We start from the raw sequence: 20,258 nt of genomic DNA, 5'->3' as shown, positions 1-20,258 counted from the left end.
CACGCCACCCACGCTAACCCGGAATGCCCCACCTTGGGGGTCCCCCCGACCTCAGGTGCGATAGACGGTCACCCCGTCCAGGTCGTCCTTGGACAGCCGGCGCATGAGGTAGAGGCCCTCCAGCGCGAACTCCAGCGCCGCGGCCGCGTGCCCCGGCGACTCCTCGCCCTCACCCATGCCCAGCCGCGACATGATCTTGGACAGGCCGTCGACGGGCCCGATGCGGTGCAGCAGCTCGCCGGCCGGCACCAGCTCGCCCGACTCCACCTGGTTGCCCTGGGCGAACTTGTCGGTCAGCGGCGCCAGCTCCACCCCGCCCAACCGGCTCCGGAACGTCTCCGCGGTGGCCCGGCGCAGCAGATGAGCCAGGATCTCGGTCTCCCGGCCCTCCTCGCTGACCTCGAACTCCACCTTGCCGCGCAGGCTGTGGACCACGTTCGCCAGGTCGCAGACCCGGGTGACGGGCTGCTCCTCGCCGCTGATCGCCGCCCTGCGCACGGCCGAGGCCGCGGCCGTCTCGGCAGCGGCGATCGAGAAGCGCGCCGACACCCCCGAACGGGCGTCCACCGAGGTGGACTCGCGGACCAGCCGGGTGAACCGCGCGATGGTCTCGACCAGGTGCTCGGGCACGGCGGCCCCGATGTCCGGCATCGACTCCTGGCGGATCAGGGCCAGCTCGTCCTCGATCGTCAGCGGGTAGTGGGTGCGGATCTCGGCGCCGAAACGGTCCTTCAGCGGGGTGATGATCCGGCCCCGGTTGGTGTAGTCCTCGGGGTTGGCGCTGGCGATGAGCAGGATGTCGAGCGGCAGGCGCAGGTTGTAGCCGCGCACCTGGATGTCGCGCTCCTCCAGCACGTTCAGCAGCGACACCTGGATGCGCTCGGCGAGGTCGGGCAGCTCGTTGACGGAGAACACGCCGCGGTTGGTGCGCGGCACGAGCCCGAAATGGACCGTCTCCGGGTCGCCGAGCGTCCGCCCCTCCGCGATCTTGATCGGGTCGACGTCGCCGATCAGGTCGCCGACGGAGGTGTCGGGAGTGGCGAGCTTCTCGCCGTAGCGCTCGTCGCGGTGCTTCCACGCGACGGGCAGCTCGTCGCCGAGCTCCCGCGCCAGCGCGCGGCAGCGCGCGCAGACCGGCTCGTACGGATGGTCGTTGATCTCGCATCCCTCGACCACCGGGGTCCACTCGTCGAGCAGGCCGGTGATCGTACGGATGAGCCGGGTCTTGCCCTGGCCGCGCTCACCGAGCAGGACCAGGTCGTGACCGGCGAGCAAGGCCCGCTCCAGATGGGGCAGGACGCTGTCGTCGAAGCCCACGATGCCTGGAAAACGGGGCTCACCTGCGCGGAGCTTGGCCAGCAGGTTTTCGCGGACCTCTGCTTTCACGGTGCGATGAACGTGGCCGCTCTCTCGCAGCTCCCGGAGAATTAGAGGCTGATGCACGGATCGAGACTACGTCCCCCGGGCCGGATGCGGCAGAGGAGTTGCGCATCCAGCGAGATTTCGGATCCTGACCCATTGTGTGACGGTTCGTGCGCGTGCTTGTTCCTTTAGTGGGGAGAATCCGAGCCTGAGGGAACTCAGCAACCGAGGGAGGCGGGACGCGTGGCCCTGATGACCAGCCGATTCGCAGACGGCCTCGCCGTGGGTTCCGACCTGGTCGAGGTGGCCGAACGGGCCGTCCGCCAGGCACTGTCCCGGCTCGGCGGCGAGGCCGACCTCATCTGCTTCTTCATCTGCGGCGACGACCCCGACGACGTCGCCCGGGCGGGTCAGCGTGCGATGCGGCTGGCGCCCGAGGCCAGCGTCATCGGGTGCAGCGCCACGGGAGTGATCGGCGACGGGCAGGGGATCGAGCTGACCCCCGCCGTGAGCGCGTGGGCGGCCCGGCTGGGCGAGGCCAGGCTGACGACGTTCGCGCTGGAGACGCTGAACGCCGAGGACAAGTTCGTGGTCGTCGGCCTGCCCGAGCGCGGTCCCGACGACCACGTGGCCATCCTGCTGAGCGACCCCTACTCGTTCCCGACGGACGCGTTCGTCGAGCGGTCCAAGGAGGTCCTCGGCGAGCTGCCGCTCATCGGCGGGCTGGCCAACGGCATGCACGGTCGCGGCTCCGTCCGGCTCTTCGCCGACGGCGAGGTCTACACCGAGGGCGCGATCGGCGTGCTGATCAGCGGTCCCGTGCGGGTCAGCACCGTCGTCAGCCAGGGCTGCCGCCCGATCGGCCCGTCCATGGTGGTCACCCGCGCCGAGGAGAACCTCCTCCTGGAGCTCGCCGGCCAGCCGGCCCTGGCGCGCCTGGAGGACATCGTCAGCGACCTCGACGAGGACGACCGCGAGCTGGTCGCCTCCGGGCTGCAGATCGGTGTGGCGATCAACGAGTACGCCGAACGCCACGAACGCGGCGACTTCCTGATCCGTGGCGTGATCGGCATCGATCCCGAACGCGAGGCGGTGGCCATCGGCGACATCGTCGAGGTGGGCCGTACCGTCCGCTTCCAGGTGCGCGACGCGGCCACCGCCGACGAGGACCTGTACGACCTGCTGGACGCCCACCGCGAGGAGTTCGGCCAGGTGGACGGGGCACTGCTGTTCTCCTGCAACGGCCGGGGGTCGGCCATGTTCGGCACCGCGGACCACGACCCCGTCGCGCTGCGCGACACCCTCGGGCCCGTCGGCATGGCCGGCTTCTTCGCCGCGGGCGAGGTCGGACCGGTGGGCGGCCACAACCACGTGCACGGCTTCACGGCCTCGGCCCTCATCTTCTCCGCCGCCACACCGCCCGGCGACTGATCCCCCGGCCCGCTCCCGCGTGCGCGGGCGATCCGACGGGCGCGTGCGGGCACCCGCCCGCGTCCGTCCCGGAACCCCACGCGTGTCCGCTCTGGCGGCCCGGTTCGCGCGCGTCCGGTGGCGACGTCGTTCCCGTGCTGCCCATCCCCGGGTGCCGGGCTGGGTTTGTAACGCTTTGGCGGGGTCGGTCCAAGCAGGGGTGAAGATCGACGAAGGGAGCACGGCCGGTGCGTCGTAAACAGGCGGAGATCGCCACCGATCCCGTGGCGTTCGAGGCCTTCTACCGGCGGCACGTCGACGAGATCACCCGCTTCCTGGCCCGCCGGGTCGACGATCCGCACATGGTCGCCGACCTGGTGGCGGAGGTGTTCGTCGCGGTGCTCGACTCGGCCCACACCTACCGGGCCGGGCTGGGCAGCGAGATCGCGTGGCTGTACGGCGTGGCACGGAACACGCTGTCGGCCGAGCGGCGGCGGGCGTTCAGGGAGTCGCGGCTGGCCGACCGGCTGAACGGCCGGCGGCTGCTCGACTCCGACGACCTCGTCCGGCTGGAGGAGCGGATCGACGCGGAGAGCCACGCCAGGCGGGCCTTCGAGGCCATGGCCGAGTTGCCGGAGGGAGAGCGGGCCGTGATCGAGCTGGTCGCCCTCGACCAGCTGACGGTCGCGGAGGCCGCGCAGGCCCTCGGCATCCGGCAGGGGACCGCCAGGGTCAGGCTCCACCGCGCCCGCCGCGCGCTGCGGGCCGTGCCCTTCGTCATGGGAGGAACGACACGATGAGTTTCGAGGAGCGCCTGCTGATGGAACTGAAGACCGAAGTCGCCGCCCGTGGCGAGCGACGCCGCAGGACCACGGTCCGCCGCCTGTTCGCCGGGGTGGCGGTGGCCGGACTGGCCGCCGCGGCAGCCGTGGCGGTGCCGCTCCTGACCGGGGCGGAGCGGCCCGCGTACGCGGTGAGCAAGAACGCCGACGGCACCATCCTGGTGCAGATCAACGAGTTCGGGGACGCCGACAAGCTGGAGCGTGACCTGAAGGGCATGGGGATCAGCGCCGACGTCACCTATGTCCCGCCGGGCAAGCGGTGCGGCTCGGCCAGAGGACGGACGGCCGGAGGCGAGACCGCCACGCCCGAGGAGTGGGAGCGGTCCGTCTCCGCGAAAGCCGTCCGCCTGGGCAAGGGCGGGGTCTACATCGACCCTGCGCACGTGGCCCAGGACCAGACCGTGGTCATGGAGTTCGCCAAGAACGACGACCAGGTCTCCGACAAGCCGCGCGTGCTGTGGCAGTTCGTCGGCAGGGTGATCGACGGGCCGGTCGCGCCGTGTGTTCTCGTCGACGATCCGACGTGGAACGACGTGGGCGGCCCTGAGGGGCAGCCGCCGGCGGGCAGCTGATCCTCCCCGCCAGGGGCGGGGCTGCACGCCCCTGGCGGGCCCCGGTCAGGCCGGGCGCTCGGGCTGGAAGAGCCAGGCGTCGAAGAGGGCGTCGAGCTGCCTGCCCGAGCGCTGCTCGGCCAGGGTGACGAACTGCTCGGTGGTGGCGTTGCCGTACTTGTGCCGCTCCACCCACTCGCGCAGCAGCGCGAAGAACGTCTGGTCGCCGATCTCCTCGCGCAGGGCGTGCAGGGTCATGGCCCCCCGCTTGTAGACGGCGTCGTTGAACAGGTCGTCCGGCCGCGCCCGCCCCGGCGGGTAGGTCCAGAAGGCGTCGGACGCCGGGCGGGCGCGCAGGGCGGCGAAGTGGGCGTCGGCCGTGGTGCGCCCCCGATGCTCCGACCACAGCCACTCGGCGTAGGTGGCGAAGCCCTCGTTGAGCCACAGGTCCTGCCAGCGCCGGATGCTGACGCTGTTGCCGAACCACTGGTGGGCGAGCTCGTGGGCGATGATGCTCTCGTCGGGCGCGAAGCCGCCGTACATCGGCTTGGTCTGGGTCTCCAGGGCGTAGCCGGCCGAGAAGTCGTCGACCACGCCGCCGGTGGAGGAGAACGGGTAGCGGCCGAAGACCTTGCTCCAGTGGTCGGTGACCTCGCCGGACACCGTGTAGAGCTTGGTCAGGGAGCCGTGATAGGCCGGGTCGACCGCCGCGACGTTGGGCACTCCGCCGGCGGTCTCGCCCCGGCGCAGGGTGAACTTGCCGAGCGTGGCGGTGGCGAGATAGGTCGCCATAGGGTGGCTCTCACGCCACCGGAACGTCGTCCTGCCGTCGGCGGTCGTCGGCTCGCCGGTCAGCTCGCCGTTGGCCAGCGCGGTCAGCCCGCGCGGCACGGTGATCTCGAAGTCGAACGCGGCCTTGTCGGCCGGGTGGTCGTTGGCGGGGAACCAGGTCTTGGCGCCGTTGGGCTCGGCGGTCACGAAGGCGCCGTCGGGCGTCGGGATGAAGCCGTAGGTGCCCAGGTTGCCCGAGTCGGTGATCGGCCGCGGCTCTCCGCCGTAGGCCACCCTGACGGTGAACCGGGCGCCGGAGGCGAGCACGGCGGCGGGGACCACGGTCAGCTCGTCGCCCTGGCGGGAGTAGGTCGCCCGTGTGCCGTCGACCGACACCTCGCTGACCTGGAGCCCCGACAGGTCGAGGTTGAAGCGCGACAGCCGCTGCAGGGCCCTGGCCCGGATGGTGGTGACGCCGTCGAGCCGTTTGGTGGCCGGGGTGTAGCCGAGCGCGAGGCCGTAGTGGGTGACGTCGTAACCGCCGTTGCCGTCGAGCGGGAAGTCGCGGTCACCGATGCCCGGGGCCCCCACGGAGCCGGCCGGGGCCGGCGAGGTGGGCGCGACGGCCCCGTCGGTGGGCGAGCACCCCAGCAGGGTGAGGATCGCGACCACCGGTGCGACCGCGTGACGGATGGACCTCATGGAACAACGCTCCCCTTCCTTGGCGTGAGCATGAGCTTACGCTGAGTAAGAGGAGCGTGCGTCCCCGCGTCCCGCCGCGCTGCCCGCCGGCGCTCCCGCTCCGGGCCGCGGCCGGGCACTACAGGTTGCCCCGGCGCTCCTGCTCGCGCTCGATGGCCTCGAACAGCGCCTTGAAGTTGCCCTTGCCGAACCCGAGCGACCCGTGCCGCTCGATCAGCTCGAAGAACACCGTGGGCCGGTCCTGCACGGGCTTGGTGAAGATCTGCAACAGGTAGCCGTCCTCGTCCCGGTCCACCAGGATCTTGCGCTTCTTCAGCTCCTCGATCGGCGCCCGCACCTGGCCGATGCGCGACCGCAGCTCCGGGTCGTCGTAGTAGGAGTCCGGCGTGTCCAGGAACTCGACCCCGGCCGCGCGCATGTGGTCCACCGTGGTCAGGATGTCGTTGGTGGCCAGCGCGATGTGCTGCACGCCGGGGCCGCCGTAGAACTCGAGGTACTCGTCGATCTGCGACTTCCTGCGGCTGACCGCCGGCTCGTTCAGCGGGAACTTGACCTTGCGCGTGCCGTCGGCCACGACCTTCGACATCAGCGCCGAGTACTCGGTGGCGATGTCGTCGCCGATGAACTCCGCCATGTTCGTGAAGCCCATCACCTTGCGGTAGAACTCCACCCACTCGTCCATCTTGCCCAGTTCGACGTTGCCCACGCAGTGGTCCACGGCCTGGAAGAGCCGCCCGTTCCTGACCGCCGGCGCCGGCACCAGCGGCTCGGCCGGCGCGTAGCCGGGCAGGTAGCCGCCGCCGTAGTTGGACCTGTCGACGAGGGTGTGCCGCGTCTCGCCGTAGGTGGCGATCGCCGCGAGCACCACCTTGCCGTGCTCGTCCTCCAGCGTGTACGGCGCCGCCAGCCCCCGCGCGCCCTGCGCCACGGCATGCTCGTAGGCGGCCTCCACGTCGGGCACGTCGAGGGCGAGGTCGATGACCCCGTCGCCGTGTTCGGCCACGTGCCGGGCCAGCGGGGTGCCCGGCCTGATCGAGGCCCGGAACTCGAACCGGGCGCCGCCGGAGGTGAGGACGTAGGCGACCTCGTCGCGGCTGCCGTTCTCCGGCCCGCGGTAGGCCACCAGCCGCATGCCGAAGGCCGTCGAATAGTAGTGCGCAGCCTGCTTGGCGTTGCCCACGGCGAACACCACGGCGTCCATGCCGTTAACCGGAAAGACATCACTCATGCCACCAAATCTGGTCTTTCCTGGACGACCTGTGCAAGGGTTACCTTAGAGAGTGGACAATCTGACCAATGGTCCGAGCGAAACCCGGGAGTTCCTGTACACCATGACGATCGACGACCTGGACGCCCGTCTCATCGCGCTGCTGGCGGCCGAACCCCGGCTGGGCGTCCTGGAGTGCTCGCGCCGTCTGGGCGTCGCCCGCGGCACCGCGCAGGCGCGGCTCGACCGCCTGGTCGCCCGAGGGGTGATCACCGGGTTCGGCCCCGACGTCTCGCCCGAGGCGCTCGGCTACGGCGTGACCGCGTTCGTCACGCTGGAGATCAGGCAGGTGGCGGGCCACGACCCCGTGTCCGACGGGCTGGCGCGCATCCCCGAGGTGCTGGAGGCGCACACGATCACCGGCGGCAGCGACCTGCTCTGCCGGGTGGTGGCGCGCAGCAACGCGGACCTGCAACGGGTGATCGACCAGATCGTGGACGTCCGGGGCGTGCTCAGGACGTCGTCCCTCATCGCCCTCGACACCCCCGTTCCCTACCGTGTGCTGCCCTTGGTCGCTGATGTCCCGCGACGTGCCCCGCGCTAGACGTACCATCGCAAGGGGGACGAGCACCGTTATCAGTCGTTTACCCTTGCTATTCGCGCAGCTTACGGGGGTATGGCCAGGTGCGGAGCGGTGGTGGAAAGGGCATGCGGAAACGGAGGCTGCTTCGGCGGCTGGGGATCGCGGTGGGCGTGGGCGTCATCCTGGGCGCCGCCCTGTTCGGCATCGCCTGGGCGATGACCCCCATCCCCGACAGCACCCAGAAGCAGGCGACCGCGCAGGGCTCGGTCATCTACTACCGCGACGGCAAGAGCGTGCTCGCCCGCCAGGGCGTCGACCGCCGCAACGTCGCGCTGGCCAAGGTTCCCCGGCACGTGCGCGACGCCGTGATCGCGGCGGAGAACCGCTCCTTCTACGAGGACGCCGGCGTCTCCGTCACAGGCACCGGCCGCGCCCTGTGGTCCACGATCACCGGCCAGCAGCTCCAGGGCGGCTCCACCATCACCCAGCAGCTCGTCCGCAACTACTACAGCGGCCTGAGCCAGGAGCGCACCCTCACCCGCAAGTTCAAAGAGATCATGATCGCGATCAAGGTCGACCAGTCCAGGACCAAGGACTGGGTGCTGGAGCAGTACCTGAACACGATCTACTTCGGTCGCGGCGCCAACGGCGTCCAGGCGGCCGCCCAGGCCTACTTCGGCGCGAACGTCGAGGACCTGACCGTCGCCCAGGGCGCCTACCTCGCGGCCGTGATCCAGCAGCCGAGCCGCTTCGCCGACCCCAAGGGCGCCGACCTGACCGCCGCCCAGGCCCGCTGGCGGGCCGTCGTCGAGGCGATGGGCCAGACCGGGGCGCTGAACGCCGAGCAGGTGGCCGCACAGAAGTTCCCGAAGCTCGCCAAGGCCAAGAAGCCGTTCGTGCTCAAGGGCCAGGCCCAGTACATGCTCGACCAGGTCACCGCCGAGCTCAACCGGCGCGGCTACAGCGACGAGGACATCAGCAGCGGCGGCCTGCGCGTCGTCACCACCTTCGACAAGAAGCTCATGAAGGCCGCCGGGAACGCGGTCAAGAGCGTGCTGCCCAAGGCGACGCCGAAGAAGGTGCGCACCGGCCTGGCCGCCGTCGATCCCGCCACGGGCGAGGTCGTCGCCTTCTACGGGGGCGACCCGGAGCGCTCCGACTACGACAACGCCTTCTCCGCCAAGGTGCCGGCCGGCTCGACGTTCAAGCCGTACACGCTGGCCGCCGCGCTGAACGACGGCTACACGCTGTCCACCCGCGTCAACGGCAACTCACCGATGCGCGTGGCCTCCGACCCCAAGCACCCCATCCCGAACGACAACGGCCGCTCGTACGGCCCGGTCAACCTGGTGCAGGCCACCACCAACTCCGTCAACACGGCCTTCGTGGACCTCGGCCAGAAGGTCGGCCTCGACAAGGTCGCGGCCACCGCCGAGAAGGCCGGCATCCCCAGGGAGCAACTCCGGCAGCACCAGTCGTTCGCCACCTTCCCGCTCGGCGTGGCGTCGGTGAGCGCCGTGCAGAACGCCTCCGGCTTCTCCACCCTCGCCAACGGCGGCGTCCACATGGAGGCGCACGTCGTCAAGTCGGTCACCGACGCGAGCGGCGACAAGGACGTGATCAAGCCCGCCGCCACCGAGGTGGTCGGCAAGCAGGCCGCCGCCGACGCCGTCTACGCGATGGAGCAGGTCGTCCAGCACGGCACCGGCACCGCCGCCCGGCTCTACGACCGCCCGGTCGCCGGGAAGACGGGCACCACGGACGACTCCGAGTCGGTGTGGTTCAACGGCTTCACCCCGCAGCTCGCCGTCGCCGTGAACATGTTCCGCGACGACAACAAGACGGTCACCGTCCCCGGGTACGGCGTGCAGTTCGGCGGTCAGCTCCCGGCCCAGATCTGGCGGGCGTTCATGACCGAGGCCATGCAGGGCAAGCCCGTCGAGAAGTTCCCGGAGCCGTCCGACCGCGGCTGGGGCGACTACTCCTCGCCCGACCCGTTCGACGACGACGTCCCCGAGTGGGAGCCCACGCGCCGGCCGGACGACTGGCAGACCGACGTCCCGGACGAGCCGGGCCCGTCGTTCACCGAGGCGCCGCCGACGCGGGAGCCCGACGACCAGGGCGGTGTGCCCGACGAGACGGTCGCGCCGCCCACGCAGGACCCGGCCGTGCCGAGCGACGGCCCCGACCGCTCCGACCCGCCCGGCCAGCAGGAAACCCAACCGTCACCGATGGGCTAGCTCGGCCCTCAGCTCCTCGGGTGTCGTGACCGGCATCCGGCAGGTGAAGCCCCGGCACACGTACGCGGCGGGTGCGCCGCCCACCAGCCCCCGGCCCTCCAGCAGCGCCGGCTCGTCCAGGGCGGCGCCCTGCCAGTCGAGTGTCCCGTCGGGCCCCGGCATGAGCCCGCCGGGCCGGCCCGCCGCGCCCGCGCCGGACTCGCCCCGGCCGAGGGCCACGACGAGGCCGGGCACGTCGGCGAGCAGCGCCTCACGGTGCAGCGCGCGGGTGCGCGGGTCGTCCGGCGGACCCACCACAGCCACCTCCACCGGCCCGTCGAGCGCCACCCGCACGACGGCCAGCCCCCACCCGGCGAAGCGCGCGTGCCCCGGCGCCAGCACCGACACCGGGCCCAGCGCCGCGTGCGCCGCCTCCAGGTGCCGCGCCGAGCCGGTCAACGCGGCGTAGGCCAGCAGCGCGCCGGCGGCGGCGTACTGACCGGACGGCGTGGCGTTGTCCGTGGGGTCCTGCGGCCGCTGGAACAGCGGCTCGGCGTCGTCGGCCGTGTCGTAGAACCCGCCCACCCCGTCGGCGAACCGGTCGAGCACCGAGTCCAGCAGCGACCCGGCCAGCCGGAACCAGCGCGGGTCGCCGGTCACGCCGTAGAGCGCGATCATGCCCTCGGCCACGTTGGCGTAGTCCTCCAGCACCCCGGCGCTCGGGCCCGGCCGCCCGTCGCGCGAGGTGCGCGCCAGCCTGCCGCCCCGCACGTGCACGTCGTCGAGCAGCACGGCGCACGCCGTGGCCGCGTCGACCAGGTCGGGCCGCTCGAACACCACCCCGGCCTCGGCCAGCGCCGCGATGGCCAGGCCGTTCCACGAGGCCACCACCTTGTCGTCACGTCCCGGCCGGACGCGCCGCTCCCGCGCGGCGAGCAGCCGGGCCCGTACGGACGTCAGCCGCTCCATGGCGGGCGGGTCCTCCAGCAGTCGCAGCACCGACGTGCCGTGCTCGAACGTGCCCGTCACGTCGAACACGACGCTCGCCCAGTCGCCGTCCTGCTCGCCCAGCACCTCGCGCAGCTCGTCGGGCGTCCAGATGTAGAACCTGCCCTCCTCGCCCTCGCTGTCGGCGTCGAGCGCCGAGGCGAAGCCGCCCTCCGGGGTGCGCATCTCGCGCAGCAGCCAGTCAGCCGTCTCCAGCGCCACCCGGCGGGCCAGGGGGCCGCCGCCGGCCTTCCACCAGTGCGTGTAGACCCGCAGCAGCAGCGCGTTGTCGTAGAGCATCTTCTCGAAGTGCGGCACGACCCAGGCCGCGTCGACGCTGTAGCGGGCGAACCCGCCGCCGAGCTGGTCGTAGATCCCGCCGCGGGCCATCGCGTCGAGCGTCTTGCCGCCCATCTCCCGCTCGCCCGAGCGCAGCAGGAACTCCAGCACCATCGACGGCGGGAACTTCGGCGCGCCGCCGAAGCCGCCGTGCACCGGGTCGAACGTCTCGCGCAGGTTGCGCATGGCCTGGTCGAGCGTCTCGGCGGTGGGCAGCGGGCCGCTCGGCAGCGCGGTCTGCGTGTTGAGCGCCTCGACCAGCTTGGCGCCCTGCTTGAGCACCGCCTCGCGGTCACCGGTCCACGCCTGGTGCACGGCCCCCAGCAGCCGCTGGAAGCTCGGCCGCGGGAAGTAGGTGCCGCAGTAGAACGGGTGACCCTCCGGCGTGGCGAACACCGTCATCGGCCAGCCGCCCTGATGCGTCATGGCCTGGGTGGCGCTCATGTAGACGGCGTCCACGTCGGGCCGCTCCTCGCGGTCCACCTTGACGTTGACGAAGTGCTCGTTCATCAGCTTCGCGGTCTCGTGGTCCTCGAAGCTCTCGTGTGCCATGACATGGCACCAGTGGCAGGCTGAGTAGCCCACGCTGATCAGCAGCGGCACGTCCCGCCGTCTCGCTTCCCGCATCGCCTCCTCTCCCCAGGGCCACCAATCGACCGGGTTGTCGGCGTGTTGGAGGAGGTAGGGAGAAGTCTCACTACCGAGCCTGTTCATAAGGCCAGGCTCTCACACTGTCAGACACACTGTCAGAACAGGACGATACGGGTGAGGAGCACCTGTTGATTCTTTCGGTCGATCCGGTACTCAGCGATGCCATATCCCTTGGGGATGAGGATCTCTCGCCAGTCGGGATCGGCGCCGACCTGGTCACTGCCCGCGAGCCAAGGGTCCTCGCAGATGGCAACGGTGAGTGCAGCCACAGTCGAGAACACTGCTGCCGAGACTGATGGATCGGCGAGCGTGTCAGCCGCGACCTCCGAAGGGACCACAGGCCATAGGTCGTCGTCTTCGGTCACCGGACGCCGCGCTCCTGCCGTCGGCGTAGGACCTCGTCCATGGTGGTGGTGGGCAGAGTCCCGGCTTCGGCCGCCGCTCGGATGCGGTCACGGTCGGGGTCGGTGTCGAGCGTCGCACGCCCCCACCAGGCGTTGAGCACACCATCCAACTCAGGGCCTTGCTGAGCTTCGAGAAGTTCGGCGAAGAACTGAGCACGGCGGCTGCCTCGCAACGCGCCGGAGATGCCGCCGATGGTCCGCGGCACCCTCGGGCGGTCGGCTGTGCCACCGTGGACAGGCTGAGCACTCATGACACCACCTTTCATGCCGTCAGCCTACGTCCTGATCTCAACTCCTTGCAGGAATCCGGTGGCACCGATGGCAGGCCGAGTGGCCCACGCTGATCAGCAGCGGCACGTCCCTGGCGGCGTGCCTTGCTCACCCCACAGGGCCGCCGTGGCCCTCTCCCGGCCTGGACGGGCCCCGGCCCGGTCCTCTTCCGGGGCCGCGTGTGCGGCGGGGCTGAGGGGGCGTAGGTTACGGAGAGTGGATCTGGACTTCGTCTGCACGCACGCCGGCCGCCCGGCCGCGGCCCTGACCCGCAGGGACGTGGCGCGGGCGCTGCTGGCCGTGCCGTCCGGGGTGGCGCTGGTGGCCGTCCCCGACCTGCGGCGCGCCCTGCTGGCCGCGGGCAACCCCCTGTCGGCGCCGTTCTGGGACTCGGCGCGGACCACGCTGAGCTCCATCGAGTCCGGCCTGGCCACGGTCGGCGACGTCCAGCGCTGGGTCGAGTCCACCGGCACCGAGCCGGTCATCATGACGCCCGGCTACTTCGTGTGGCCGGAGGAGGACGAGCGCGGGCCGGTGGCCGCGGAGATGTACTCCCGGCTCGTCCGCCACCTGGAGGAGCGCGTCCAGGCGGGCGAGATCGACCCCGACGCGCTGGTCCGCGGCGACGAGGGGGCCCGCGGCGCCTACGAGGAGCTGCAGGAGCGGTGGCTGAGCGCGCCGCTGCCCGACGGCCGCGTGCCCGCCTTCGCGGTCAACGACGAGCAGGACGAGGAGCTGTTCGCCGTCTGGGACGAGGAGGAGGCGTTCGCGCTGTCGGAGCTGCGGCGCATCCTCGCCGAGCTGCCCAAGCAGCCGGAGCTGCCCGCCGACGAGCTCGACCGGGCCGCGGCGCGGCTGCGGGTGCTGCTCGGCCAGCCCGGCTACCCGGCCAACGTGCTGCGGGCCTGCGCCGGGTTCGAGGAACGGCCGATGCCCGACGACGACGGCGAGCTGTGGCTGGCGGTGGCCGCCGGCATCGCCGGGCCGATCTCCGACCTGTCGGAGATCGGCGACACCCTGGAGGAGTTCGCCGACCTCGACGGTGAGCTGAGCCACGAGGACGACGTGCTGGCCAAGCTGTGCGCCATCCAGCACGCCGACTGGCTCGCCGCCGTGGCGGCGCTGGCCCGGCTCGGGCCGGGCGTGCTGGCCTCCCCCGAACGCGTCGCCCGGCTCATCGCCGAGTCGGAGGACGTCGACGTCGACCTCGACTCCTCCATGGGCGCCGGCATCGACCTCGACCTGGCCGCCGGCATGGGCGTGGACGAGGTGGAGGCGACCGAGCGGCTCTTCGTGCCGGTCGTCACCCTGTGGGGCCACCTCGGCATCGTCGACGAGGACGACGTGCTGACCCCGCTCGGCTGGTGGGGGCTGCCGAGGGCGCTGGAGCTGGCCTGGTCGCCGCGTGACTGAGCCCCGGCCCGCCTACTCGGCGGGCGCGGCTTCGAGCAGGTCCTGGTATTCGGGGTGGCGCTCGATGTAGGAGGCGACGTACGAGCAGAGCGGGACGACCCGCAGCCCGGTGTCGCGGCTGGCGTCGAGGGCGTGCCCGACCAGCTTGCCGGCCAGCCCCTGCCCCTCGAAGCCGGCCGACACCTCGGTGTGGGTGAAGACGATCGTCGCGCCCCGGAGCCGGTAGTCGGCCAACCCGACGAGCTCGCCGTCCACGTGCACCTCGAAGCGGCTCCGCTCGGGGTTGTCGACCACCTCGATCGCCATCTAGTCGGCCTTCTTGTCGTGGGGGACGTCGGTTTCGCGCGGCACGCTGATCTTCCCCATCTGCTTGTTCATCGACTTGATGAGGAAGTACGTCGCCAATCCGATGAGAGCGATGACGACGAAGCCGAGCAGGCCCGGGCTGACGTCACCGGCGGCGAGAACTGTCACTCCTCCAGTCTGCCACCGGGGGGTGATGCTCCCGTCAGTGGCAGGCGGGGGAGACCTCGTCGGCGTGGATGCCGGTGAACAGGTCGTCCTCCGGAAGCTCGGTGTCGACGAGCGAGCGGGCCAGGTGGTAGTCCTCCGTCGGCCAGATCTCCTGCTGCAGCTCGCGCGGGCACACGAACCAGAAGCCGTCGGGGTCGACCTGGGTGGCGTGGGCCAGCAGGGCCTGGTCGCGCAGCTCGAAGTAGTCGCCGCACGGCACCCGCGTGGTCACCGGCCACTTGGCGGGGCGGTCCTCCCAGCGGGCGATCCAGTCGGAGTAGGGGGAGCCCATGCCGCGCGCGGTCATCGCCTCGTGCAGGGCCTCGAAGCGCTCCTTGGTGAAGCCCATCTGGTAGTAGAGCTTCAGCGGCTGCCACGGGTCGCCGGTGCCGGGGTAGCGGTCGGGGTCGCCGGCCGCCTCGAACGCCTCCACCGAGACCCTGTTGGTCATGATGTGGTCGGGGTGCGGGTAGCCGCCGTCGTCGTCGTAGGTGATGATCACGTGCGGCCTGAACTCGCGCACGGCGGCCACCAGCGGAGCCGTGGCCACCTCCAGCTTCTGCAGGGCGAAGCAGCCCTCGGGCAGCTCCTCCTCCTCGCTCTCGGGCAGGCCGGAGTCGACGAAGCCCATGAACCGCTGCTGGATCCCGAGGATCTCGCGCGCCCGGTCCATCTCGGCCCGGCGCACCTCGGCGATGTTGGCGACGATCTCGGGCCGGTCCATCTTGGGGTTGAGTACGGAGCCCCGCTCACCACCCGTGAGCGTACAAACCAGCACCTCCACCCCTTCGCGAACGTAGCGCGCCATGGTGGCGGCGCCCTTGCTCGACTCGTCGTCGGGGTGTGCGTGGACTGCCATCAGCCTCAGCGGTGCACTCACGGACTCGATGCTCCTAGGTCGGACGGTTCACTGCCCAACAGAGGTTAGTTTCTGCTGGGCGGTCGCGAGGGCGTGACCCGCGCGCGAGACAATTGTCTCGGATAACGCTGAGGGAGTGCAGGGAGATTCCGTCATGGCCACCAGAGATGTCGAGAACGGGCCCGTTCTCGGCACACCCGACGACTACCCGGACCGTCCCACGAGAGGCGGCCGTCTCGTCGTCCATGTCGTGATCGGCCTGCTGGTGGCCATCATCGCGGGAGGCTGGGGCTACGTCATGTGGTCGATGACCGGCTCCGGCACGGGAGTCACGGCCCAGGTGGTGTCGTTCACCGTCGCGCCGGACCACGCGGAGGTCGTCTTCGTGGTCGAGAAGCCCGACGACCGCGCCGCCGTCTGCCGGGTCAGGGCCCTGGACGTGTCACAGGGAGAAGTCGGCACCAGGGACGTAAGAATCGCGGCCGGCGAGGGTAGTAAGAGGTTCAAGGAACGCCTGGCCACCAGCGCCGAGGCGGCTTCTGTCCACATCCAGTACTGCAATCTCGTATAATGAGACGTTTGGGGAAGCGTACCATCGGCTGAGTTGTTAGCCTTTCGCAATTCGACCGACACGCACCTCAAGTGTTCCAAGGGCCCCTAGGCAAGCAAGGAGAACCCGTGGCCGACTCTCGCGATGAGAACGTCACATGGCTGACGCAGGAGGCGTACGACCGTCTGAGGGCGGAGTACGAGTACCTCTCGGGCCCAGGGCGCGTCGACATCGCCAAGAAGATCGAGGCCGCCCGTGAGGAGGGGGACCTCAAGGAGAACGGCGGCTACCACGCGGCCAAGGACGAGCAGGGCAAGATGGAGGCTCGGATCTTCCATCTGCGCCAGATCATCGACAGCGCGAAGGTGGGCGAGGCCCCCAAGACGGAGGGCGTCGTCGGTCCCGGCATGACCGTGACGATCCGGTTCGTCGGTGACGACGACGAGGTGACCTTCCTGCTCGCCTCCCGCGAGGAGAGCGGAGCCCCGATCGACGTCTACTCGCCCAAGTCCCCGCTCGGGGCGGCGATCAACGGCAAGAAGATCGGCGAGAAGGCGACCTACAGCATGCCCAACGGCCGTCAGAACACGGTCGAGATCCTCGAGGCCGTGCCGTACATCGGCAACTGACCCCCGACGACACGCACCGCCGGGCCCCCTCGGGCCCGGCGGAGCTCGTGCGTGCCCCGGCAGGTTCGGAGCTCATGCGACCTTCGGCAATCCGTCAGGACCTCGGCTTCCTCGTGCGCTCGCGCAGGCGGCGCGACCACGGGTGGCTGGTGCCGTTCATCGTGGTGACGCTGGTGGCGGTGCTGACCACCGACGTCCTGCTGCTCGCCCAGAGCGGGGAGCCGGGCGGGCCCGGCGCGGGCGGGCCGCGGCCGGCCGCCGGCCAGCGGACGGCGACCACGCAGCCCCGCCCGGCGCAGGCGCACCCGTCGCCGCAGCAGACCCTCGTGGCCGAGGCCAAGACCGTCCAGCCGGTCAGGCCGCTGGACAAGCTGCACAAGCCCCATCTGTTCGTGGTGACGCGCAAGCCCTTCACCCGCGACCTGCTGGAGAAGGTGGCCAGGCAGCGCGGCGTGACGGCGCTCGAACTGGCCGACGCCGCCGCCATCATGCTCGACGGCAAGCGCGTGCAGACGCTGGGCGTCGACCCCTCGACGTTCCGCGCCTACACCCCCAAGGTCACCGCCGCCTCCGACCCGCTGTGGGCCAACGTCGCCGCCGGTGACGTGGCCGTGTCGTTCGTGCTGGGCACCGACGGCGGGCTGCAGTTGCACAGCCGGGTCTCCGGGCCGGGCGGGCCGTTACGCATCGGCGCCTACGCCACCACCGGCTTCGGCGCGGTCGACGCCGTCGTCTCCAAGCAGACGGCCCGCTCCCTCGGCCTGCCGCGCGACAACGCGCTGATCGTCAGCGCCCCCAAGGCCGACTCGGCCAAACTGGGCGCCGCGTTACGCAAGGTGCTCCCGAAGGGCACCCAGGTGGCCACGGTCAACCCGGTCCTGCGGCCGGCGCAGACCAAGGCGCGCACCCACGCCGCCGGCGCGTTCATGTCCGGCGACCAGCTCACCGTGGCGCTGCGCGCGGCCGTCTCCAAGCTCGGCCGGCCGTACGTGTGGGGCGCCGAGGGGCCCGACACCTTCGACTGTTCCGGACTGGTGCAGTGGGCCTTCGCCCGGGCCGGCGTGCGGATGCCGCGCGTGACGCACCAGCAGTGGGTCACCGGCCCGCAGGTGCCGCTCTCCCAGGCCCAGCCGGGCGACCTGCTCTTCTGGCGCAGCGACCCGACCAATCCCGGCTACATCTCCCACGTGGCCATCTACTGGGGTGGCGGCAAGATGCTGCACGCCCCCCGCACCGGTGACGTCGTCAAGATCGTCCCGGTCAACACCCGCAACCTCGCCGGCGTGGTCCGCGTGAGCCCGCCCGTGGCGGCCAGGGTCAGGTAGGTCTTCCCTTTTCGTACGCCGTCGGGGGCGTGCATTCGGCCCGCAGTCGTGTAATTCTAATTACATGGAAACAGCACAGGTACGCGCGTGGTTCGCCGGGCGGCTTCCGGAGGGCTGGTTCACCGGCGCGCCGGAGATCGTCCAGGACCGCGAGGAGATCGCCGTGCTGGGCGCGCTGCCCGAGCCGGCCGACGACGTGCCGGAGGAGGAGCGGGCCGCCCTCGTCGAGGGGCTGGTGCTGCGCTTCCGGGAGGAGACCCGTGAGCGGCGGATCGAGATCGCCCGGGAGGCGGAGCGGAGGTTCCGGCAGAAGGTGTCGTGGGGCGTGGTCTGCGGCGGGCAGACGGTGATGTTCACCACACTGTCCGTGCCGGTGATGACGCGGCTTCGCCAGTCCGAGCGCCAGGTCCTCGACACGCTGGTGGCCGCCGGAGTCGCGCGCAGCCGCAGCGACGCGCTGGCCTGGTGCGTGCGCCTGGTGGGCCGCAACACCGACACCTGGCTGGCCGAATTGCGGGACGCGCTGCGACACGTGGACCGCGTCCGCGCCGAGGGCCCCGACCTCTGATTCGCGGACGGCGCAGGGGAAACCGGCCGGAGAATGGTTTATACCAGTCGCCGCATTGGTTTAGACCATGGCGATTGGTTTATACCAGGGCCCGGAAACAGCAATTTTAAAACCGCGCGGCGTGGGTAGGCTCCCCCAATCGTCAAGGCCGCTGCCTGCGACGACGGGCGCCGCCGAAAGGTCTATGCCAATTGGCTTCGGCGCCACTTCGTCGTTAATGATGACTGGGCCCTGAAGAGTGGAGGAGCCGTAGCCGTGTCCCTTTCCGTAGAAGTCCCGGCCCCGACGACCAATGGCGAATTGGTCGCGTGGGTGAACGAGATAGCGTCCCTTACCCAGCCCGATCGGATCGAGTGGTGCGACGGCTCGGAGGAGGAGTGGACGCGCCTGACCAACCTCCTCTGCGATCAGGGCACGTTCACGCGGCTGGCCAAGCGGCCCAACAGCTTCTACGCCAAGTCCGACCCGAGCGACGTGGCGAGGGTCGAGGACCGCACCTTCATCTGCTCCGAGCGCGAGGAGGAGGCGGGCCCGACCAACAACTGGATCGCCCCCGCCGAGATGCGCGCCACCTTCGGCAAGCTGTTCAAGGGCTGCATGCGCGGCCGGACGATGTACGTCGTCCCGTTCTGCATGGGGCCGCTCGGCGGCGAGATCTCCCAACTCGGCGTGGAGATCACCGACTCGCCGTACGTGGCCGTCTCGATGCGCATCATGACCCGGATGGGGGAGCGGGCGCTGCGCCTCATCGAGGAGCAGGGCGGATTCGTCCGCTGCGTACACAGCGTCGGCGCGCCGCTGGAGCCCGGGCAGCAGGACGTGCCCTGGCCGTGCAGCTCCACCAAGTACATCAGCCACTTCCCCGAGACGCGCGAGATCTGGTCGTACGGCTCCGGCTACGGCGGCAACGCGCTGCTCGGCAAGAAGTGCTACGCCCTGCGCATCGCCAGCACCATGGCCCGCGACGAGGGCTGGATGGCCGAGCACATGCTCATCCTGAAGCTCACGCCGCCGGATGGCGAGGCCCGCTACATCGCCGCCGCGTTCCCGAGCGCCTGCGGCAAGACCAACCTCGCCATGCTCCAGCCGACGATCCCCGGCTGGAAGGTCGAGACGGTGGGCGACGACATCGCCTGGATGCGCTACGGCGAGGACGGCAGGCTCTACGCCATCAACCCCGAGGCCGGCTTCTTCGGCGTCGCGCCCGGCACCGGCGAGGTCACCAACGCCAACGCGATCAAGACGCTCTGGGGCAACAGCATCTTCACCAACGTCGCCCTCACCGACGACGGCGACGTGTGGTGGGAGGGGCTCACCGACGAGCCCCCGGCCCACCTCACCGACTGGAAGGGGCGCTCCTGGACTCCCGATGGCGGTGAGCCCGCGGCCCATCCGAACGCCCGCTTCACCACTCCCGCCGCCCAGTGCCCGACCATCGCACCCGAGTGGCAGGACCCCAAGGGCGTGCCCATCTCGGCGATCCTGTTCGGCGGCCGGCGCGCCAGCGCGGTGCCGCTCGTGACGGAGTCGCTGAGCTGGGAGCACGGCGTCTTCCTCGGAGCCAACGTCGCCTCCGAGAAGACCGCCGCCGCCGAGGGCAAGGTCGGCGAGCTGCGCTACGACCCGTTCGCCATGCTGCCGTTCTGCGGCTACAACATGGGCGACTACTTCGGCCACTGGCTGGAGATGGGCCGGCGCGAGGGGGCGAAGCCGCCGCGCGTCTACTACGTCAACTGGTTCCGCAAGGACGCGGACGGGCGGTTCATCTGGCCGGGGTTCGGCGAGAACAGCCGCGTGCTCAAGTGGATCGTGGAGCGACTCAACGGCGAGGCGAAGGCCGTGCCCACCCCGATCGGTCTGGTGCCCGACTCGCTCGACACCGAGGGGCTGAACCTGTCGGAGGAGGACCTGCGCACGCTGCTCAGCGTCGATCCCGAGGTCTGGCGGCAGGAGGCCGAGCTGATCCGGTCGCACTTCGACACCTTCGGCTCCCACCTGCCCAAGGAGCTGTGGGACGAGTACAACGCGATGCGGGATCGCCTGTCCTGACGTGACACCGACCCAGCCTGACCAGGTCTGACCTGGCCTGCCTGACATGAGCCG

At 70.8% G+C, this 20,258-nt stretch carries 20 protein-coding genes; 11 read left to right on the top strand and 9 right to left on the bottom strand.

Going from position 1 to position 20,258, the window contains the following annotated elements:
* Positions 1-51: 51 nt before the first annotated feature.
* Entirely contained in the window at positions 52-1,443 is a 1,392-nt protein-coding gene (locus FHU36_RS07625) for a sigma 54-interacting transcriptional regulator (RefSeq protein WP_185083056.1), read from the bottom strand.
* 171 nt (positions 1,444-1,614) lie between these two features.
* Between FHU36_RS07625 and FHU36_RS07620 the strand changes: the two genes are divergently transcribed.
* From FHU36_RS07620 to FHU36_RS07610, 3 genes are all read left to right on the top strand, one after another.
* Positions 1,615-2,793, top strand: a complete 1,179-nt coding sequence (locus FHU36_RS07620) for an FIST signal transduction protein (protein ID WP_185084674.1) — start codon at positions 1,615-1,617, stop codon at positions 2,791-2,793.
* A 227-nt stretch (positions 2,794-3,020) separates the two neighbouring features.
* Positions 3,021-3,572 carry an RNA polymerase sigma factor gene (locus tag FHU36_RS07615; RefSeq protein ID WP_185083055.1) on the top strand — a complete coding sequence of 184 codons (552 nt, stop codon included), beginning with the start codon at positions 3,021-3,023 and terminating at the stop codon, positions 3,570-3,572.
* Entirely contained in the window at positions 3,569-4,186 is a 618-nt protein-coding gene (locus FHU36_RS07610; RefSeq protein ID WP_185083054.1) for a hypothetical protein, read from the top strand. The genes FHU36_RS07615 and FHU36_RS07610 overlap by 4 nt, the downstream gene beginning before the upstream one ends.
* A gap of 45 nt (positions 4,187-4,231) precedes the next feature.
* On the opposite strand, the gene FHU36_RS07605 is transcribed toward FHU36_RS07610, so the two are convergent.
* Together FHU36_RS07605 and hppD are read right to left on the bottom strand one after the other, a co-directional pair.
* Positions 4,232-5,638, bottom strand: a complete 1,407-nt coding sequence (locus tag FHU36_RS07605) for a M1 family metallopeptidase (protein ID WP_185083053.1) — start codon at positions 5,636-5,638, stop codon at positions 4,232-4,234.
* 118 nt (positions 5,639-5,756) lie between these two features.
* A complete protein-coding gene (gene hppD / locus FHU36_RS07600) occupies positions 5,757-6,866 on the bottom strand; it encodes a 4-hydroxyphenylpyruvate dioxygenase (RefSeq protein ID WP_185083052.1) in 1,110 nt (369 codons plus the stop codon).
* A 103-nt stretch (positions 6,867-6,969) separates the two neighbouring features.
* On the opposite strand from hppD, the gene FHU36_RS07595 reads away from it, so the two are divergent.
* Positions 6,970-7,449, top strand: a complete 480-nt coding sequence (locus FHU36_RS07595) for an Lrp/AsnC family transcriptional regulator (RefSeq protein ID WP_185083051.1) — start codon at positions 6,970-6,972, stop codon at positions 7,447-7,449.
* Positions 7,450-7,553: 104 nt separating this feature from the next.
* Positions 7,554-9,668 carry a transglycosylase domain-containing protein gene (locus FHU36_RS07590; RefSeq protein ID WP_221495795.1) on the top strand — a complete coding sequence of 705 codons (2,115 nt, stop codon included), beginning with the start codon at positions 7,554-7,556 and terminating at the stop codon, positions 9,666-9,668.
* On the opposite strand, the gene FHU36_RS07585 is transcribed toward FHU36_RS07590, so the two are convergent.
* From FHU36_RS07585 to FHU36_RS07575, 3 genes are read right to left on the bottom strand one after another with little or no spacing between them, the layout of a single operon-like run.
* Positions 9,654-11,687: a thioredoxin domain-containing protein gene (locus FHU36_RS07585; RefSeq protein WP_185083050.1), complete on the bottom strand. Its 2,034-nt coding sequence runs from the start codon at positions 11,685-11,687 to the stop codon at positions 9,654-9,656. The two genes, FHU36_RS07590 and FHU36_RS07585, sit on opposite strands and share 15 nt — an antisense overlap.
* Positions 11,688-11,719: 32 nt before the next feature.
* On the bottom strand, positions 11,720-11,989 hold the full coding sequence (locus tag FHU36_RS07580) for a hypothetical protein (protein ID WP_185083049.1): 270 nt from the start codon (positions 11,987-11,989) through the stop codon (positions 11,720-11,722).
* The gene (locus FHU36_RS07575; RefSeq protein ID WP_185083048.1) at positions 11,986-12,279 is read right to left on the bottom strand and encodes a hypothetical protein; all 294 of its coding nucleotides are present in this window, start codon (positions 12,277-12,279) and stop codon (positions 11,986-11,988) included. The genes FHU36_RS07580 and FHU36_RS07575 overlap by 4 nt, the downstream gene beginning before the upstream one ends.
* Before the next feature lie 235 nt (positions 12,280-12,514).
* Here FHU36_RS07575 and FHU36_RS07570 point away from each other — a divergent pair, with 235 nt between their 5' ends.
* Complete coding sequence (locus FHU36_RS07570; protein ID WP_185083047.1) at positions 12,515-13,711, top strand: hypothetical protein; 1,197 nt, start codon at positions 12,515-12,517, stop codon at positions 13,709-13,711.
* 12 nt (positions 13,712-13,723) lie between these two features.
* Here the strand turns inward: FHU36_RS07570 and FHU36_RS07565 are convergent, their stop codons facing one another.
* From FHU36_RS07565 to mca, 3 genes are read right to left on the bottom strand one after another with little or no spacing between them, the layout of a single operon-like run.
* Complete coding sequence (locus tag FHU36_RS07565; RefSeq protein ID WP_185083046.1) at positions 13,724-14,017, bottom strand: GNAT family N-acetyltransferase; 294 nt, start codon at positions 14,015-14,017, stop codon at positions 13,724-13,726.
* On the bottom strand, positions 14,018-14,185 hold the full coding sequence (locus FHU36_RS07560) for a hypothetical protein (RefSeq protein WP_185083045.1): 168 nt from the start codon (positions 14,183-14,185) through the stop codon (positions 14,018-14,020).
* Positions 14,186-14,219: 34 nt separating this feature from the next.
* Entirely contained in the window at positions 14,220-15,104 is an 885-nt protein-coding gene (gene mca, locus FHU36_RS07555) for a mycothiol conjugate amidase Mca (protein ID WP_185083044.1), read from the bottom strand.
* 133 nt (positions 15,105-15,237) lie between these two features.
* Here mca and FHU36_RS07550 point away from each other — a divergent pair, with 133 nt between their 5' ends.
* From FHU36_RS07550 to FHU36_RS07530, 5 genes are all read left to right on the top strand, one after another.
* Positions 15,238-15,654, top strand: a complete 417-nt coding sequence (locus FHU36_RS07550; RefSeq protein WP_185083043.1) for a DUF4307 domain-containing protein — start codon at positions 15,238-15,240, stop codon at positions 15,652-15,654.
* Between the two features lie 107 nt (positions 15,655-15,761).
* On the top strand, positions 15,762-16,262 hold the full coding sequence (gene greA / locus FHU36_RS07545) for a transcription elongation factor GreA (protein ID WP_185083042.1): 501 nt from the start codon (positions 15,762-15,764) through the stop codon (positions 16,260-16,262).
* 74 nt (positions 16,263-16,336) lie between these two features.
* Entirely contained in the window at positions 16,337-17,587 is a 1,251-nt protein-coding gene (locus FHU36_RS07540) for a C40 family peptidase (RefSeq protein ID WP_185083041.1), read from the top strand.
* 64 nt (positions 17,588-17,651) lie between these two features.
* Complete coding sequence (gene abmR / locus FHU36_RS07535) at positions 17,652-18,155, top strand: ATP-binding transcription factor AbmR (RefSeq protein ID WP_185083040.1); 504 nt, start codon at positions 17,652-17,654, stop codon at positions 18,153-18,155.
* Between the two features lie 255 nt (positions 18,156-18,410).
* Positions 18,411-20,204, top strand: coding sequence for a phosphoenolpyruvate carboxykinase (GTP) (locus FHU36_RS07530; protein WP_185083039.1), 1,794 nt, complete (start codon positions 18,411-18,413; stop codon positions 20,202-20,204).
* Positions 20,205-20,258 lie beyond the last annotated feature (54 nt).

The organism is Nonomuraea muscovyensis (assembly GCF_014207745.1).
Classification (GTDB): domain Bacteria; phylum Actinomycetota; class Actinomycetes; order Streptosporangiales; family Streptosporangiaceae; genus Nonomuraea; species Nonomuraea muscovyensis.
This window is presented reverse-complemented; position numbering and strand designations above follow the sequence as displayed.